Origin of the sequence: Chitinilyticum piscinae (genome assembly GCF_015223195.1) — a bacterium.
GTDB lineage: Bacteria > Pseudomonadota > Gammaproteobacteria > Burkholderiales > Chitinibacteraceae > Chitinilyticum > Chitinilyticum piscinae.
Map to the genome: position 1 here is coordinate 92371 of NZ_JADFUA010000001.1, position 15729 is coordinate 108099.

Genomic DNA, 15729 nt, shown 5'->3' on the forward strand with positions numbered 1-15729 from the left:
TCGGGCAAATCATGGACAGACTGACCGCCATGCGCGTTTTCATCACTGTGGTTGATACGGGCAGCCAGTCGGCCGCAGCCGAACGGCTGGATCTGTCACGGCCGGTGGTCTCGCGCTATCTGGCCGAGCTGGAGGACTGGCTGGGGGCGCGGCTGATGCACCGCACGACGCGCAAGCTGACGCTCACGCCGGCCGGCATGGAACTGCTGCCGCGCTGTCGCCAGCTGCTGGAGCTCAGCGGCGAACTGCAAAGCGCCGCCACGGCCCCCGATGCCGCACCGCGCGGGCTGTTGCGCGTCACCGCAAGCAGCTCTTTCGGCCATGCGGTGCTGGCACCGCTACTGGCCGACTATATTGCCGCGCAGCCAGCGGTGCGAGTCGACCTGCAGTTGCTTGACCGTGCGGTCAATCTGGTCGACGAGGGGCTGGATCTGGCCATCCGCATCGCCAGCGAGCTCGATCCCAACCTGATTGCCCGCCGGCTGGCCGACTGCCCTTCCGTGCTGTGTGCCGCCCCAGCGTGGCTGGCCAGCCACGCGCCCCCCTTGGCCCCCGGAGGGCTGAGCGGGCTACCCTGCCTGACTCACAGCTACTACGGCCAGAGCTTGTGGCACTTTACCCGCCGGCAGGATGGCGCAAGCAGCCGTGTTGCCGTCGGCGGGCCGCTGAGTGCCAATGATGCGACGGCATTGCTGCAGGCCTGCCGTGCCGGCGCCGGCATTGCGCTGCTGCCCCGCTATCTGGCCTACCCGCTGTTGGCCAGAGGCGAACTGACCGCACTGCTGCCCGATTATGAGCCACTGCAGCTGGGCATTTTCGGGGTGTACACCTCGCGCAAACACCTGCCGGCCAGCCTGCGCAGCCTGCTGGATTTTCTGGCGGTGCGTCTGCCTGAGCAAGCAGGATTGCGCGCCTGATACACATCAGGGTATACACCCAAAGACTAACAAAATCATAACCAACAGAAACATACCCACCAAGCACACCGGCAACACCGCCACTATCGCGGCGGCTGCCGGTTTGGGTGTATACTGGTCGTTCTTCATCACGTGAAGAATCCCGGGGACGCCATGGTTTCGACGGGGGTTACAAAGCGGATGGGGGCATGCCGGGATTTCAGTCACCCCGTTAAACACTGAATTTATATAGTCGCAAACGACGAAACTTACGCACTGGCTGCTTAATTGCGCCAGTCTCTACACCGCAGGGCCCTTCGGGCGGGTCGGGTCAAACCGGCAGTAGAGTCATTAAGAAGGGATCGCCCCGGTTCGGGTTACTTGAGCCAGGGTTAAATCCAAGGTAACTCGCTCTCCCCAAGCCTGTCGGTCGGCGTGGAAGGGAGTTAAATCCAAATGGCTAGACTAAGCATGTAGAACCCTTCGTAGAGGGCTTCCGGACGCGGGTTCGACTCCCGCCGTCTCCACCAAACAGCAGTGCCACAGCGTTTCAAGGCACGTACCAAACCCGCAGCAAGCCTTGCTTCTGCGGGTTTTTTCATGAGCCTGTTGCGGTTTGCTCCTTCGAATCCAACCAGTCTGATGGCTGAACGGGGACAAGCCACGCGCCGCCAGCCTGCAGCGCCAGGCTCAGTTGCCGCGCTTGCGGAACTGATCGTGGCAACTGGTACAGCTCTGCTGCAGCTGCCCGATCGCCGGACGAATCAGCTCGGGATTGCCGCTGCGGGTGACGGCGGCAAGCGCACTGGCCTGCCGCTGCAACTCAGCCGCCTTGCGGCGGAACTCCTCGGGGGCCTGCACGATCCGGGCATTGGCATGGTCGGCCTGTGGATTCTGCAGCTCGGCATACAGCGGCCACGGTTGCGCGGCCAGTTGCTGCAAGGCGGTAGCGGCTGCCGCAACCTTCTGCGGATCAAAGGGATCCTTGCCATTGACGCTGCCATAGATGAATTCGCTCTGTCTGAGCATGTCCTTGAAGATGGGTTTGCGCTGCTTGCGCGGGGTGCTTTCTTCGTCACCGCATGCAGCCAGTGCAAAAATCGCGGCCATGGTCAGAACAGTCCGGGGCATTCGTTTCATCAGGCGGGGCTCAAAAGTCGTATGGGGCAGGAAGGGCCGCGATCACGGCAAGATCACTCATTGCACCTGCATCTGGCGATTCTTGATTTCATTGCCCAGATTGGCAATCCAGCGATTGTAGTTCGGATGGATTTCGACCAGCCCGTCGCTGACTTCGTAATCCATGCCGGTACTGTCGACGTAGCGGATCTGGAAACCGTTTGCGTCATAAGCCACGTTGATGGTCACGATGTGTTTGCCGTTGCCCTTGTTGTATTGCAGCGTAACCAGATCCGTGCCGGCATTGAGCACCTGCCAGCCAAAACGGCTGGCGCCTTGCAGGATCGCATTGCGCGTTCGTTCAGCACTGGGGGCGATGCCGTCAATCTTGACGAATTCGACGCGTGCGGGCTGGTCCATCGGCGCATTGCGCGCCAGCGTTACTGCGCTGCTCAGCGCCAGCAGTACACTCATTACGATCAGACGTGTTTTCATGTTACGACTCCTCTGCGATCCGCTCAGGAAACGCTGCGTTTGAAAATCAGGGAGGTATTGATTCCGCCGAAAGCGAAGTTGTTGCTCATGATGTAGCGGCAGTGCAGCTCGCGCCCGGCAACCGGCAGGTAATCCAGCGCACCACAGGCCGGATCCGGCTGGTCCAGATTCACATTGCCGGCAAACCAGCCGGAATTGAGCATTTCAATGCTCAGCCAAGCCTCCAGTGCACCGCAGGCTCCCAGCGTATGGCCGAAATAGCCCTTGAGCGAACTGGCCGGTACCGCGTTGCCGAACACCCGCGCGGTTGCCTGCGATTCGGCGATGTCGCCCTGCTCGGTGGCCGTGCCATGCAGGCTGACATAGCCGATATCGGCCGGCTGCAACCCGGCATCACGCAGCGCCAGGCGCATGGCGACCTCCATGGTCGCGCTTTCGGGTTTGGTGACGTGGGCGCCATCGGAATTGCAGGCAAATCCGACAATCTCGGCCAGGATGGTCGCACCGCGAGCCTGCGCATGCTCGTATTCTTCCAGAATCAGCGCCCCCGCGCCTTCGCCGATCACCAGGCCGTCGCGATTAAGGTCAAAGGGACGCGGGGTCAGCGCCGGCGTGTCGTTGCGGGTGCTGGTTGCATAGAGGGTATCAAACACCATCGCTTCGGTCGGGCACAGCTCCTCGGCGCCGCCTGCAATCATCAGTGTCTGCTGGCCATAGCGGATGGCCTCGAACGCATAGCCGATGCCCTGGCTGCCCGAGGTACAGGCACTCGAGGTGGGGATGACGCGCCCTTTCAGCCCGAAATGCACACCGACATTCACGGCTGTGGTATGACTCATCATGCGCAGGTAGGAGTTGGCATTCAGGCCGTTAACGTCCTTTTCAATCAGTGCCTCGCCAAATTCGCGCACTGCCGACGTGCTGCCGATCGAGGAACCGAACGCCACCCCCATCTTGCCCGAGCGGATCAGTTCGCGGCCCAGCAGGCCGGCCGAGGCCAGCGCGCGTTCGGAGGCCACCACGGCCAGCTGCGCCACCCGGCCCATCGAGCGGGTCTGCTTGCGGGTGTAATGCGCAGGGAGCGCAAAGTCCGTGACCGGACCTGCCAGCTGGGTATTCAGATCGCGGTATTCCGCCCACTCGGGCATACGGCGGATGCCGGTGCGTCCGGCCGCCATGGCCGCCGCGATGGTCGCCCAGTCCGAGCCCAGAGAAGTAATGCCGGCCATGCCGGTAACGACAACACGTTTCATTGTTTTCCTAACACAGCCCGCCGTTGACGCTGAGCACCTGCCGCGTCGTATAGGCCGCGCCATCACTCATCAAATAGCTGACTGCAGCAGCCACTTCCGCCGCCGTTCCCGCCCGCTGCATGGGAATCAGCTTTTTCAGCTCATCCAGCCCCGGTAGGTTTTCGGTCATGTCGGTTTCAATCAACCCTGGCGCCACACAGTTGACCGTAATTTGGCGGCTGGCCAGTTCGAGCGCCAGCGCCTTGCAGGCACCGATCAGACCGGCCTTGGCTGCGCTGTAATTCACCTGGCCGCGGTTGCCCACCAAGCCGGATACCGAAGAAATGGCCACAATGCGTCCCGGCTTGCGCCGGCGCACCATCGGCATCGTCAGCGGGTGCACGATGTTGTAGAAGCCGTCCAGATTGGTGCGCAGCACCTCATCCCAGTCGCCGTCCTCCATCGCCGGAAATGCCATATCCCGCGTAATGCCGGCATTCACCACAATGCCATAGGGTGCGCCAAACGCTGCCACAGCGGCATCCAGTGCCGCGCGCACAGCGGCCCGATCCGTTACATCAAAGGCAAGCAGCCGGGCCTCGCGCCCCTGCGCGCGCACTTCGACGGCCAGCTGCTCAGCAGCAGCATGGTTGCTGCGATAGTGCAGCAACAGGTCAAAACCGTCGCTGGCCAGCTTTCGCGCCATTGCCTGCCCCAATCCACCACTGGCGCCAGTAATCAGAATTGTCTTGCCGGCACTCATGCCTGCTCCTTCAGAAATACGGACGGATCGTCCGGCTGGAAGCCATTGATCCTGGCCGTCACCCGGATAGCCTGACCATCTTGTTCACCCGTAATCAGTCCTTCAAACACCGCCATCCCGTTCTCGCCTCGCAACACTTCGGCCACACGCACCCGCAAATGAACCCCGGGCAGGAAGGCGGTCACGTTCGACTCATAATTCCGGGAGCCGAGCAAAAAACCGATCTTGGGCGAAATACCGGCATCCCGGCAATGACAACCGTCATGGGCAGCCACCGCTTGCGCCAGATATTCAATCCCAACCCAGGCAGGCACCGCCCCGCCCATCTCGGCATCATTGAAAAGCCCTTCGGCAGGAACGGTCAGCTCCGCCTCCAGTTGATCGGCATCATACGCAATGATGCGGTCGAGCAGGATCATCGGCGCGGCGTGCGGCAGCACTTCGGCGGGGGTGTAGCTCATGTTGGCGCTCCATGCTGTCCGGTCAGAATCAGGCTGATGTTGTTCCCGCCAAACGCAAAGGAATTGCTCATGGCCACGCGGGTCGTATAGCGCCTGCCAGACAAGGGCCAGTGCAAAGCGGGTAATGAGGGGTCGAACTGTCCGTCATTGACCTGTGGCGGCAGCTCGCCTGCCGACTCCTGCAGCAACAGCCAGCAGAAGGCGGCCTCCAGCGCTCCGGCGGCGCCCAACATGTGCCCGGTCAATGCCTTGGTCGAACTGGCCGGCGGCTGGGCTGATCCGAAAACGGCAGCAACCGCCCGGCTTTCCATTGCATCGTTCAGCGGCGTCGCCGTGCCGTGCAGGTTCAGGTAATCGACGTGTTCCGGCATCATGCCGGCATCGGCCAGCGCTGCCTGCATGGCGGCAATGGCGCCAAGCCCATCCGGTTGCGGCGCAGAAATATGATGCGCGTCACTGCTGCTGCCCACTCCCGCCAGCCGCACGGTGCCAGCCTCGCGGCTCATGAGAAAGAGCGCCGCACCTTCTCCGATATTGATCCCGTCCCGGCTGGCGCTGAAAGGCTGGCATTCGCCCGCAGACACCGACTCCAGTGCGGCAAAACCATTGAGCGTCAAGCGGCAGAGGCTGTCGGCAGCGCCGCAGATCACCACATCCGCCAGCCCCATGCGCAACAGCCGTCGGGCGGCCAGCAATGCCCGCCCCCCCGAGGAACAGGCGGTCGAAACCACATAAGCCGGGCCACTGAGGTCATACAGTCGTGCAATAAAGCGTGCCGGATCGCTCATTTCCTGGCGCTCGTAGCGATAGGGAGCGGGCGGCTGGCCGGCGTGCATCTCGGCCAGATAGCGCTCGGTTTCGGCCACCCCTGAGGTGCTGGACCCCAGCACCACCGCAACTCGCCCCGCGCCATACCGGCTGATCGCGGCCCGGATCTCTGCATCGATCTGCAAGGCAGCCGCATACAGCAGCTGATTATTGCGGCTTTGCATGTCCGCACACGCCGGCGGCAATGCGGGCAAGGACGCAGTCACCGCTCCGACTTGCACCGGCTGCGCCAGCCAGCCGGCTGACGCCGGCTGCAGGGCTCGCTGCCCGGCGAGGAGCGCGGCATGGTTGGCCGCCTGCCCGCTGCCCAGCGGTGAAATGAGTCCCAGCGCATTCAGATAACAGTTCATTCCGGCAAGACCTCCACACTGATCCGGTAAGCCGGACGGATCAGGCTGTAACGCCCGTCGTCATGGCAAACCTTCGCCTGCATTTGCTGGCGGTATGACCACTCGTCGCAGGCCCCCTCCGCTTTCCGTGTCCAGCCGGCGGGCAGGCCTGCCTGCGGCGCCCGCATCGCCAGATGCACCAGCTCGATATCCGCCCACACCACCGTCAGCGGCATCGCCGCCGGCCACAGCGGCCCGGCCTCGGTCTGCAGCGACTGCCCGCGGCGGATCAGGCTGAACAGCCGTTGACCGGTCGGTGTGATCGCCACCACGCGCAATACCTCACCATCACTTTCCAGCCGTGCGGTAAACGCGGCCTCGCGCTCGCCAGCCTGCAGCGACACCAGCTCGGTCTGCGCCAGGACACCGAAGTCCGCAACCGCCACCCTCGGCTCAGCCACACCTGCACAGCCGGCCAGCAGCCATAGCGCAAACAGCAAGGCCGCTCTCATGCGGTCCTCCCCGGCTGCGGGCGCGCCAGCGGCGCCAGCAGGAAGGCCAGCATAATGCCGAACAGCACCATCGTCCCGAAGGAACGCGCCGCCGGCAGGCTGGACAGCGCCAGCAAGCCAAACGAAAGCACCGTCGTACTGGAATCCAGTGCCACGCCCAGCATGGCCTGATGGCTATCCTCGCCGGACTCGCGGAAAAAGATCGCGTAATCCACGCCCAGTGCCAGCACCAGCAGCAGTGCAAAGGCAGAGAAAATATTCAGCGGCAGCCCCAGCCAGCCAAATAGTGCCAGTGCGCCGGCCGCCGAAAACACCGAGGGCAGGATGATCCATGTTGCGCCGCGCCAGCCATGGCGCGGCACCATCAGCAACAGCATCACCACGATGGCGGCCGCGGTGAGTGCCAGCGCCAGATTGCGCGAACGCGCCATCAGCCCGGACACATCGGCGGTGCGATCAACCCACTGTACTCCGCTCAGCCCGGCCCGGGCAGGCAAATCTGCCAGCGCCGCCCGGTCACGAATGCCGGAAAGCAATACCAGCGAAGCTTTGCCTGCGGCCTGTCCATCCAGCCACAGCACGCGATCCGCCTGGCCAAGCGGGCTGGCCAGCCACCCCGACGGACTTACCGGTCGCGCACTCGCCAGCGCCGCCGCATCGGCCGCAATCGCCTCCTCGGGAATCCCCAGGCCACGCAGCCAGTTCGTGTAGGCCGGATCGGCCAGACGCTGCTGCCAACGCTGGAGATGCACTTGCTGGCTTGCCGGATCGGGCAGCAATTGCGACAGCGCACGCACATGGCCTAGCTGGCCCGCTGCCAGCATTGGCTGCAGCGCCTGCAGCAGGCGCTGTTCGCGCTGCAGCACCTCGGCAGCGGAGCGGCCCTGCACCAGATAGAACTGGGTTTCCGGAGCCTGCCCGAACAGCGCGCGGATGCGATCATCCTGCTGCGCCAGCTGCGGATCGCGCGCGTAAAAGCTGCGAATGTCATCGCTGGCGCGCAATTGCCATAGGCCGCCCAGCAAGAGCAGCAGCAAGGGCAGCAGCCTGCGCCAGGAAACCCATGACCCCATGCGCCGGTAGACCCCATCAATAAAAGCAGCCAGCCACATACCTCGTGTATCAGGCCGGTAGTGCCGCAGCAGCACCGGAAAGGCCAGCACCACGGTGAGAAACGCCGCCAGCAAACCTGCCGACGAGAAAACGGCAATTTCGCGCAAGCCCGGGAAGGGCGCCAGTGCCAGCGCCAGATAACCGGTGACGCTGGTCAGCATGCCGTAGGTCAGCGCGGGACGCAGCTGCTGTACTGCATGACTCATGCTCCAATGCTCATCCGCCCCGAGACTGTCGGCAAAACAGTGCGTCCCATAATCGATGGCCACCCCGATCAGGCTGGCACCGAACACCAGCGTCAGCACATGCAGACTGCCCATCAGCGTCACAGTCACCAGCAAGGCCACGGCCGTCGCCACCGCCAGCGGCAGCAGGCACAGTACAATCGCACTCACCCGGCGAAATGCCAGCCACATCAGCAAAATGGCGCCAATCCAGGAGCCGATACCGATGCGGCTGATTTCGTCCTTGGCCGTCCGGCTGGCCAGGCCGCTGTGCAGGGCAATACTGCTGGCCAGCACCTCGACACCCGGCGCGGCAGCCGCAGCGCGCGCCCGGGCGATGGCTGCCGCAACCGGTGCGGGGCCATCACCATGATCGACGAAGGCCCGGCTGGCATTGCGCGCTTCGATCAATGCCCAGACGCGCTGCTCGCCGTGCAGCAGCAGTACGCCGCGATCCATGTCCATCCCCGGAACCATGCGCCGCTGCAGCAGATCGCCAGCCAGAAACAGCGGATCACGGCTGAGCAGTGCGGCACGCGGCGCCCCCAGCGGGCCATAGAGCTGTGCAGCCACCTCGTCCAGTGCCCCCTGCAAGCCCTGGGGCCCCGGCGGCAGCACGCGATCGGGGTCACTCAACGCGAAACGGAACTGCAGGGCACTGGCCAGCGCATCGAGCTGCGGGCGCTGCAGCCGCACGTCGCTGAACGCCTTGCTGGCGCGCAATTCGGCGGCCGCCCGGCCTGCCGCCGCAATCGCCGTCTCGGCGTCCCCGGCACCGACCAGCAGCACGCTGCGCTCGCCGAGTACGGCATCCAGCTGGCGCGATGCGGCCTGCGCCAGCGGATCCTGCTCATTGGCCGGCAGCATGGCCAGCAGGTCGGTCTGCAGCGGCAGCCCCTGCCAGAGCAGCCGCCCCAGCAGCACGGCCACGACCAGCACACCGATCAGCCAAGCAGCAAACCCGTGGCGTTCGCGTTGTGTCACCCCGGCACCCTCATTTCAGCGCATACAGCGCGTCTTCCGCAGCCGTGAGCCGGCCGGCCTCGCGCACATTGCTGAACACGTATACGGTGCGGTCGCCATTTTTCTCGGCGATGTCGAGCTGCTCCAGAGTTTTGCCGCCCGACAGCGTCAGCGTACGGGCAAAGCTCGCAAACAACCCGCCTTTGGGGGTCAGCTCCAGCTGCCAGGACGGCCCGCTGACCTTGCCCTGAATGACGAAATCCTGCTCCAGCGCCTGCCAGTCGCCGCCGACCAGCGCCATGAAAATGCGCGATACCGAGCTGTAGCCCGGCTGGCTACGCGCCTCGACCCGGGCAATCGTTTTGCCGCGCACCTGCTGGATCAGCTGCTCGCCGGTGATGACGGCATCGGACGCATACGGCCTGTCCATGCGCCAGAGCAGCCCACGGGGCTTCAGGTAGATGAACTGGCCACTTGAAATAAGGGGCTTGCTCAAGGTTGCCACGTGCTTTTCCTGGCGGAACTCGCCGCGCTGCGCATCCGGCAACGCCACGCGCACGCGCACGTCGTCGATCACCCCGGCAAGCGCCGGCGCACTCAGCAACAAGCATCCGAGTAGAGCTGTCAGCACGCGCTTCATGGCTTGGGGACTCCCAGTTTTTCGAAGAGCACATCGGGGGAGACATAGCACATCTCGCCGCTGGCCACGTTCACCGCCACCTGCGTCGTTGCCCCCTTGGTCAGCAGCGCGCCGCTGGCCGCGTCATGGATGCGGTAGCTGACCTTGAGCCGGTTTTCCCACTCGACAATTGTCGCGGTCACCCGCAGCGGCTGACCGAAGCGCGCCGGACGGGAATAACGCACCGCCAGATCGACCACCGGCCAGGCATAGCCCGATGCCCGCATGCCGGGATAGTCATAGTCGAACGACGCCAGCAGCGCCGAGCGCGCCAGCTCGAAATACTTCACATAATGGCCATGCCAGACGACCTCCATAAGGTCGATGTCGTGAAACGGCGGCGTCACCAGAATGCTGTGCGTCAGTGCCGGTCTCATGCGGATTGCTCCGGCACGCTGAAATGCTCCGCCCGCATCATGGCCAGCACGGCACGCAATTCGCCATCCAGCGCACGGTCTTCATGCAGGAAGGCCGACTGCGTACGGACTTCATCCAGCAGTGCAAGCACGCCCTCCGAGAGCGCCTCGCGCGTCAGCTCCCCCTGGCGGATACGCAACTCGACACCCTGCACCGCCGCCAGCGCATGCGCGGCAACAACCTGTTCGGTGAGCTGCAGCACGCGCAAGGCATCGCGCGCGGCAATCGTGCCCATGCTGACCTTGTCCTGGTTATGGCATTCGGTCGAACGGCTGAACACGCTGGCCGGCATGGTCAGTTTCAGCGCCTCGGCCGCCCACGACGACGCACCGATCTGCACGGCCTTGAAGCCGTGATTGATCGCGGCACGCTCGCCCTGTGCGCCCGAGAGATTGCTCGGCAGGCCGTGGTTGTAGCGGGTGTCGACCATCAGCGCCAGCTGGCGATCCATCAGGTCGGCAATATTGGCAACCATGTTTTTCAGGCTGTCCATGGCAAAGGCAATGTGTCCACCGTAGAAATGTCCGCCGTGCAGCACGTGTTCGCCTTCGCCATCGATGATGGGGTTGTCGTTGGCACTGTTGAGTTCATTCTCGATGAACTGGCGCAACATCGGCTGCGCATCGGCCAGCACGCCCAGCACATGCGGCGCGCAGCGCAGCGAATAGCGATCCTGCAGCCGCAAGCCTTCACGCGGCGCTTCGCCGGCCTGCAGGTCGGCGTGCAGCCAGGCGGCGACGCGATTTTGCCCCGGATGCGGCTTCACCGAGAACAGTTTGGGATCAAAATGATAGCTGTTCCCGGCACAGGCCAGCGACGCCAGCGCAGTCATACGCGAACTCAGCCGCAGCAGGTAATCGGCACGCCGGTAGGCGAGACAGGCCAGTGCCGTCATGACGGCCGTGCCATTCATCAGCGCCAGCCCCTCCTTGGGTGCCAGGCGCAAGGGCGGGATGCCGTGCTCCGCGAGCGCCTTAGCGGCAGGGTATACCGCGCCAGCCTTGTATACGTCTCGCTCACCAGCCAATACCGCAGCCACATATGATAGTGGCGTCAGGTCGCCGCTGGCGCCGACCGAGCCTTCTTCGGGAATCACCGGCACCAGGTCCGCATTGATCAGCGCAGCCAGTTGCTCAAGCAGTTGCCAGCGTACGCCGGAGTAACCTTGCGCCAGCGAATTCAGCCGGGCGGCCAGAATGGCACGACCGGTATACGCATCAAACATCGCGCCCAGCCCGCAGCCGTGATAGGTGTACAGATGATGCGGCAGATCGGCGACCAGCTGCGGCGGAATGGCCACGGTGCACGAGTCGCCGTAACCCGTGGTCACCCCGTAGATTTCGCCGTGTTCGGCCAGCAGACTGTCGAGAAACGCGCTGCCGGCATCGACACGGCGGCGAAAGGCCGGCTCGGCGGCCAGACGGACCGGATGCCCGCCGGCAATCGCCAGCACATCTTCGATACACAGGCGGGAAGCACCGAACTCAACCGGTGTCAGGGACGGATTACTCATCGGGCGTGGACCAGAACGGATAGAAATTGAACCATTGCAGCGGCTCCTGCCGGCACAGCGCTTGCAGTTCATCGGCATAACGCTGCGCGGAGGCCTGCAGCCAGGCGTTGCGCTGCGACCGCGGCACGGTCTGCGCCTCGGACAACATGGTGAACGAGAGGGCGAATCCGGCCTGCTCGCGCACGCAACAGGCGAGCACCAGCGGACAGGCGAGCAGCAGTGCCAGCAAATGCGGCCCCAGCGGCAAACAGGCGGAATGGCCGAGAAAACGGACCGGCAGCGTCGCATCGCGACGCCCCTTGCGGTGCGGCACGCGATCGGCGGCAATGACCAGCCATTCGCCAGCCGCCACCCGCGCGGCCAGATCGGCCGCCAGCACCGCGTCCAGCGCCTCGACCTGCAGCAGGCGGATGCGCGACGATGCGCCCTGCTCGCCCAGCAGGCGGTTGAACTGCGCCGCGTGCGCGGTATGCACCAGGATGGTCAGGTGCAAAGCGGGGATGTCTTCGGCAAAGGCCTGCATCACTTCGGTATTGCCCAAGTGTGCAGTCAACATGATGCCACCCTGCCCGGCAGCGAGGCGCTGCAGCATGCCTTCGCGCCCACGGATTGAGCTCGCGGCCAGCGGCTGGCCACTCCAGGCGTGCAGCTTGTCGAGCACCATGTCAGCAAAGGCAATGAAATGCCGCCAGCACAGCCACAGCCCCGGCCGCAGCCCCAGCTCCGGCGCATGCGCCGCCAGGCGCTGCAGATAATCCAGTGACGCCCGCCGTGGCGCAGCGCCCAACCAGAAAAACCATCCCAGCACCGGATACAGGCAAACGCGAAACAGCCACTTGCCACCCACTCGGTAGCTCGCCAGCAGCAGCTTCATCCCGTAATAGGCAAAGCCGCCACCCTGCTCGCGCTGGCCAGCCCAACTCATTTCCGGCACCAGCGGCGCAAATTGCGCCACAACAACACAGGGCTGCGCAGCAGCATGCCGCAGAACAGGCGGGCATGCATGCGGGAAATCAGCGCGTTGTCGCGCCAGACCAGAAAATGCGACACCCCATCCAGCGGATAATGGACCGGGGTAGGCAGCTGGCGGATGGTGACGCCGGCCCAGTACATGCGCACCATGATTTCCGGATCGAAATCCATGCGGCGGCCCAGGCGCTGACGCTCGAGCAGCGCCACGCTGCTGGCCAGCGGGTAGACCCGAAAGCCGCACATCGAATCACGAATGGTGAAGGACAGCGTGTTGATCCAGATCCACACATGCGTGAGGTAGCGGGCATACAGCCGGCCCCTGGGCACCGATTCGTCATACACCGGGTAGCCGGAAACCAATGCCGCCGGCTCGGCCTCGGCCAGCGACAGCAGCTGCGGAATCTCACGGGTATCATGCTGGCCATCGGCATCAATCTGTACGGCATGGCTATACCCATCAGCGTATGCCCAGCACAACCCGGTCATTACGGCGCCGCCCTTGCCCTGGTTCTGCGCATGCCGACGCAGGCGAACCCAATCCGGATGCTCGGCTGCCAGCGCTTCCAGCGTCGCCCGGCAGCCCTCATTGCTGCCATCGTCAACCAGCAGACAGGGCAGGCCGAAAGGCTGCAGCTGTAGCAACACCTGGCCGATGGCGGCCTCGTGGTTGTAGACGGGGATGACAAAACACGGGCGGAACTCACTCATCGGCAAACACCAGTCGCCCCGATGAATGCACACCATGCCCCGAGGCGAAAGCAAACTGCAGCCGCTGCTTTGTACCATCCCACTCCAGCGTCAGCGTGACTTCGCTATCCGGGCGGATGACCTGCTGGAATTTGATGTTCTCGAGCTTGCGAAACTGGCGCCCCAGCGGGAAATGCGCGCGCGCCAGCTGTGCGGCCCAATGAATCTGGGTCACGCCGGGCAGGATCGGGTGGCCCGGGAAATGCCCGGCAAAGTAGACGGTATCCGCCGGTACATACAACTGCAGAACCAGCTTGCCGTCCACTTGTGCAAGCTCGCGCAGTTCCGGCAGACGCGGCGGAGCAAACAGCTGCTCGAGTGCGGCACGCACGACCTTGCCCTGGGAGTTCTGCGGCAAGGCGGCGACAAAGCGCCAGCGGCGCGGGATGGCCAATGGCTCGAGCTTGTCTGCCAGCAGTTGCTGCAGCTGGCGGCCATACGCGCGCCGCCCCAGCTGCTGCAGTGCCTGCTGACCGGCGGAATCAAGCACCAGTACGGCCGCCACCTGCTGCCGATTCGCATCGTTGAGCGCCAGTGCGGCAGCATCCTTCACCTGCGACAGCGACAGCAGCGCCTGCTCGACACCGGCCAGCGCAATACGCTTGCCCTCGATCTTGACGATGCGATCCAGTCGCCCCAGCAGCTCGAAACCACCGTCGGGGGCAAAACGCACGGCATCATCCATGACCACCCAGTCCATATGGTCGAGGTGCGGCGAGCGCAAGGCCAGCGCACCACGGTCATCCTGGCGCAGCTCGACACCTGGCAGGGCCTGCCAGCGTCCCGGCTGCTGCCGCCAGGCAACACCTCCGGTTTCGGATGAGCCGAAAATCTCGTAGACCGGCAAACCCGCCTGCTGTTGCAGGTGTCCGGCCACCACCGGGGGCAGCGCCCCCGCGGAAGAAAATAGCGCGGCCAGTCTTGGCCGGACCGCCGCCCAATCCAGTGAGTCGCCAAAGCGCTGGTAGTGTGCCGGACTACCCACCCACAGCGCGCGGGTGGTTCGCAGTGTATGGGCAAACAGCTGCTCGGGAAAAAACGCGGTTTCACACATGAAAGGTCGCCCCGCATGCAGCGGCCAGATGATGCGGAACAGCAGGCCATACAGATGCTGATGACTGACCGTCGCCAACACCAGCGCATCACCCAGCTCCGCACCGAAGAGCCGTTCGAGCGTGGCGGCCTCGGCAAGCAGCTGTGCGAGGCTTTTGCGGATCGGCTTGGGCTGGCCGGTCGAACCGGAGGTGTAGATCACCAGCTGCGCCGATGCATCGGGCATCTGCAGGGCAGGAACTGCAGCGGAAGTGGACGAGGCCAATTGATCGATGCGCAGCTCAGCCAGATCACTATCGCCAAGCAGGCAGGCGCAGCCGGTTGCCCTGAGCTGCAGCACGTCACCGGGAATATGCAGGGTCTTACCGGCCAGCCAGCCGGCACACAGCCCGACGGCAAACCAGTAGGCATCCGTAGCAAACAGCGCCAGATCGCTGGCAGCCTCTTCACGCAGATGCGCCGCGAGCCGGCCTACTTCAGCGGCAAAACGCTCGCGGGTGACAAGGCCAGTTGGGGTGCAGGCCATAACACCATCGCCGTGCAGTGCATCAGACCACCCCATCGGCCATCCTCGCACGCCAATACTGCCGGAATAACCATTCACCGCCGAGCAGCAGGCCGATCAGCAGGTATGCGATCAGGCCGTTGTATAAAGTCCAGACTTCCCACGAAGCAAACCAGGCGGTCCAGCCAGCAACCAGCGCATTAAGCACAAAAAAACCGCACCACAGCATGGTCACGCGCCGGGTATAGCGGATTGCTGCGGCGGGCAGCTCCGGCTCACTCAAGTGCGCCAGCCGCTCGATGATCGACGGCGGATGACGGAGTGACCAGCCAAACAGCGCGCCCAACCCCAGGTTCAGCACGACCGGGTAATAACGCAACCAGCCGGTACTGCCGCGCACATAGATCAGCAAGGCCAGCACCAGCAATACCGCAACCTGCAACTGCACCGCAGGTTGCTGCCAGCCACCGGCCAGCCGCAAGACGGCCAGCCCCAGCAAGGCCAGCGCGAATGCGCCTGGCTGCCAGTGATCCAGCGCCAGAAAGACAATCAGCGGATAGGCAATGCTGGCCAGCATGCCCAGCAGTGTCAGCACGCGGCGCAAGGTTTCACTGCTGCTGTTTCAGTACCGCATCGACCAGATCGGCCACCGTGCGGACCTGCTTGAAATCTTCCGGGCTGATCTTGCGCCCGACCAGATCGCGCAATTCAGCCGCCAGATCGACCGCATCGATGCTATCGATTTCCAGGTCGTCATACAGCCGTGCCTCGGGAACAATCCGCTCTGCGGGCAGCTCAAAGAGCTCGCCCATAATCCGCACAATTTCGTTTTGAACAGTCTGCTTATCCATATTTTCTCCCTGATCGCATCCTGCCCCGTTCCGGGCAGGGCTTGCCGGCGCCCCCGG

General features: G+C 64.0%; 17 protein-coding genes and 1 other RNA gene. 2 read left to right on the forward strand and 16 right to left on the reverse strand.

What is annotated here, in order from left to right; all coding sequences use genetic code 11:
- The first annotated feature begins 11 nt into the window (after positions 1-11).
- Positions 12-917: a LysR family transcriptional regulator gene (locus tag INR99_RS00445; RefSeq protein WP_194114322.1), complete on the forward strand. Its 906-nt coding sequence runs from the start codon at positions 12-14 to the stop codon at positions 915-917.
- A 144-nt stretch (positions 918-1061) separates the two neighbouring features.
- Positions 1062-1426, forward strand: a transfer-messenger RNA (tmRNA) gene (ssrA, locus tag INR99_RS00450).
- 160 nt (positions 1427-1586) lie between these two features.
- On the opposite strand, the gene INR99_RS00455 is transcribed toward ssrA, so the two are convergent.
- From INR99_RS00455 to INR99_RS00530, 16 genes are all read right to left on the reverse strand, one after another.
- Positions 1587-2006: a c-type cytochrome gene (locus tag INR99_RS00455; protein WP_194114323.1), complete on the reverse strand. Its 420-nt coding sequence runs from the start codon at positions 2004-2006 to the stop codon at positions 1587-1589.
- 87 nt (positions 2007-2093) lie between these two features.
- Positions 2094-2510: a hypothetical protein gene (locus INR99_RS00460; RefSeq protein ID WP_194114324.1), complete on the reverse strand. Its 417-nt coding sequence runs from the start codon at positions 2508-2510 to the stop codon at positions 2094-2096.
- Between the two features lie 23 nt (positions 2511-2533).
- On the reverse strand, positions 2534-3763 hold the full coding sequence (locus tag INR99_RS00465; protein WP_194114325.1) for a beta-ketoacyl-ACP synthase: 1230 nt from the start codon (positions 3761-3763) through the stop codon (positions 2534-2536).
- A 7-nt stretch (positions 3764-3770) separates the two neighbouring features.
- Positions 3771-4505 (reverse strand): 3-oxoacyl-ACP reductase FabG, encoded by a 735-nt coding sequence (gene fabG / locus INR99_RS00470; protein WP_194114326.1) that lies wholly within the window; start codon positions 4503-4505, stop codon positions 3771-3773.
- A complete protein-coding gene (locus INR99_RS00475) occupies positions 4502-4966 on the reverse strand; it encodes a hotdog family protein (protein ID WP_194114327.1) in 465 nt (154 codons plus the stop codon). Before INR99_RS00475 ends, fabG begins: the two co-directional genes overlap by 4 nt.
- Entirely contained in the window at positions 4963-6144 is a 1182-nt protein-coding gene (locus INR99_RS00480; protein ID WP_194114328.1) for a beta-ketoacyl-ACP synthase, read from the reverse strand. The genes INR99_RS00475 and INR99_RS00480 overlap by 4 nt, the downstream gene beginning before the upstream one ends.
- Complete coding sequence (locus INR99_RS00485) at positions 6141-6635, reverse strand: DUF3261 domain-containing protein (protein WP_194114329.1); 495 nt, start codon at positions 6633-6635, stop codon at positions 6141-6143. Before INR99_RS00485 ends, INR99_RS00480 begins: the two co-directional genes overlap by 4 nt.
- Complete coding sequence (locus INR99_RS00490; protein WP_194114330.1) at positions 6632-8956, reverse strand: MMPL family transporter; 2325 nt, start codon at positions 8954-8956, stop codon at positions 6632-6634. Before INR99_RS00490 ends, INR99_RS00485 begins: the two co-directional genes overlap by 4 nt.
- A 10-nt stretch (positions 8957-8966) precedes the next feature.
- Positions 8967-9575 carry an outer membrane lipoprotein carrier protein LolA gene (locus tag INR99_RS00495; protein ID WP_194114331.1) on the reverse strand — a complete coding sequence of 203 codons (609 nt, stop codon included), beginning with the start codon at positions 9573-9575 and terminating at the stop codon, positions 8967-8969.
- A complete protein-coding gene (locus INR99_RS00500; RefSeq protein ID WP_194114332.1) occupies positions 9572-9991 on the reverse strand; it encodes an acyl-CoA thioesterase in 420 nt (139 codons plus the stop codon). Before INR99_RS00500 ends, INR99_RS00495 begins: the two co-directional genes overlap by 4 nt.
- Entirely contained in the window at positions 9988-11544 is a 1557-nt protein-coding gene (locus INR99_RS00505; protein WP_194114333.1) for an HAL/PAL/TAL family ammonia-lyase, read from the reverse strand. The genes INR99_RS00500 and INR99_RS00505 overlap by 4 nt, the downstream gene beginning before the upstream one ends.
- Positions 11537-12469 (reverse strand): lysophospholipid acyltransferase family protein, encoded by a 933-nt coding sequence (locus tag INR99_RS00510; protein ID WP_194114334.1) that lies wholly within the window; start codon positions 12467-12469, stop codon positions 11537-11539. The genes INR99_RS00505 and INR99_RS00510 overlap by 8 nt, the downstream gene beginning before the upstream one ends.
- Complete coding sequence (locus INR99_RS00515) at positions 12466-13224, reverse strand: glycosyltransferase family 2 protein (protein WP_194114335.1); 759 nt, start codon at positions 13222-13224, stop codon at positions 12466-12468. Before INR99_RS00515 ends, INR99_RS00510 begins: the two co-directional genes overlap by 4 nt.
- A complete protein-coding gene (locus INR99_RS00520; protein WP_194114336.1) occupies positions 13217-14878 on the reverse strand; it encodes an ApeI family dehydratase in 1662 nt (553 codons plus the stop codon). The genes INR99_RS00515 and INR99_RS00520 overlap by 8 nt, the downstream gene beginning before the upstream one ends.
- Positions 14865-15425 (reverse strand): COG4648 family protein, encoded by a 561-nt coding sequence (locus INR99_RS00525; protein ID WP_194114337.1) that lies wholly within the window; start codon positions 15423-15425, stop codon positions 14865-14867. The genes INR99_RS00520 and INR99_RS00525 overlap by 14 nt, the downstream gene beginning before the upstream one ends.
- A gap of 4 nt (positions 15426-15429) precedes the next feature.
- On the reverse strand, positions 15430-15672 hold the full coding sequence (locus INR99_RS00530; RefSeq protein ID WP_194114338.1) for an acyl carrier protein: 243 nt from the start codon (positions 15670-15672) through the stop codon (positions 15430-15432).
- Positions 15673-15729 lie beyond the last annotated feature (57 nt).

Bases quoted from the DNA above. Each gene is read 5' to 3' on its own strand.
- INR99_RS00445 (WP_194114322.1), top strand. From the start codon at position 12: ATGGACAGACTGACCGCCATGCGCGTTTTCATCACTGTGGTTGATACG.
- INR99_RS00455 (WP_194114323.1), bottom strand. From the start codon at position 2,006: ATGGCCGCGATTTTTGCACTGGCTGCATGCGGTGACGAAGAAAGCACC.
- INR99_RS00460 (WP_194114324.1), bottom strand. From the start codon at position 2,510: ATGAAAACACGTCTGATCGTAATGAGTGTACTGCTGGCGCTGAGCAGC.
- INR99_RS00465 (WP_194114325.1), bottom strand. From the start codon at position 3,763: ATGAAACGTGTTGTCGTTACCGGCATGGCCGGCATTACTTCTCTGGGC.
- fabG (WP_194114326.1), bottom strand. From the start codon at position 4,505: ATGAGTGCCGGCAAGACAATTCTGATTACTGGCGCCAGTGGTGGATTG.
- INR99_RS00475 (WP_194114327.1), bottom strand. From the start codon at position 4,966: ATGAGCTACACCCCCGCCGAAGTGCTGCCGCACGCCGCGCCGATGATC.
- INR99_RS00480 (WP_194114328.1), bottom strand. From the start codon at position 6,144: ATGAACTGTTATCTGAATGCGCTGGGACTCATTTCACCGCTGGGCAGC.
- INR99_RS00485 (WP_194114329.1), bottom strand. From the start codon at position 6,635: ATGAGAGCGGCCTTGCTGTTTGCGCTATGGCTGCTGGCCGGCTGTGCA.
- INR99_RS00495 (WP_194114331.1), bottom strand. From the start codon at position 9,575: ATGAAGCGCGTGCTGACAGCTCTACTCGGATGCTTGTTGCTGAGTGCG.
- INR99_RS00500 (WP_194114332.1), bottom strand. From the start codon at position 9,991: ATGAGACCGGCACTGACGCACAGCATTCTGGTGACGCCGCCGTTTCAC.
- INR99_RS00505 (WP_194114333.1), bottom strand. From the start codon at position 11,544: ATGAGTAATCCGTCCCTGACACCGGTTGAGTTCGGTGCTTCCCGCCTG.
- INR99_RS00510 (WP_194114334.1), bottom strand. From the start codon at position 12,469: ATGAGTTGGGCTGGCCAGCGCGAGCAGGGTGGCGGCTTTGCCTATTAC.
- INR99_RS00515 (WP_194114335.1), bottom strand. From the start codon at position 13,224: ATGAGTGAGTTCCGCCCGTGTTTTGTCATCCCCGTCTACAACCACGAG.
- INR99_RS00520 (WP_194114336.1), bottom strand. From the start codon at position 14,878: ATGGGGTGGTCTGATGCACTGCACGGCGATGGTGTTATGGCCTGCACC.
- INR99_RS00530 (WP_194114338.1), bottom strand. From the start codon at position 15,672: ATGGATAAGCAGACTGTTCAAAACGAAATTGTGCGGATTATGGGCGAG.